The sequence below is a fragment of the Bradyrhizobium sp. NBAIM08 genome (assembly GCF_020193935.1).
Classification (GTDB): Bacteria; Pseudomonadota; Alphaproteobacteria; order Rhizobiales; family Xanthobacteraceae; genus Bradyrhizobium; species Bradyrhizobium yuanmingense.
This window is the reverse complement of sequence record NZ_JADYVR010000598.1, coordinates 1-427: the sequence shown is the minus strand read 5'-3', so window position 1 is coordinate 427 and position 427 is coordinate 1. Positions and strand designations below refer to the sequence as shown.

The following is a 427-nucleotide window of genomic DNA, read 5'->3' as shown; positions in this document are numbered from 1 at the left end:
GGTCGCATGCGACCCGCGTGCCGATTCGTCCTTGGCACCCTTACGCCAATTCGTGAACAGCGTATTCCATTCGATCACGTCGAGCTCGACATCGAAGAAACACTCCGCAAGGCTTTGCTGGATGAATTCGTTCATCGGCAGCGGCAGCATCTGGCCGGAGCCGGACGCCGAGGTCTGGGTCTTCACCTTCAGCCGCTTGGCTTTCGAGAAGCCGGCTTCGGTCATCAACTTGCGGGCCTGGTCCGGATCATACTTGATCTGGAATTTCGGATTGCCCCGCCATGGATGACCGGGCTCGAAGGTGCCGCTCGCCGGTGCCATCAGGCCGCCGAGCAGACCGTCCTTCATCGCGGCGCGGTCGACGCAGAGATTAGCCGCCTTGCGGACGCGGATGTCGTTCCACGGCGAGCCTTCGATCCGGCTGAAC

General features: G+C 61.8%; 1 protein-coding gene. It reads right to left on the bottom strand.

Going from position 1 to position 427, the window contains the following annotated elements; all coding sequences use genetic code 11:
* The coding region (locus I6F37_RS41145; RefSeq protein WP_225154544.1) for an ABC transporter substrate-binding protein at positions 1-427 on the bottom strand (427 nt) is incomplete at both ends.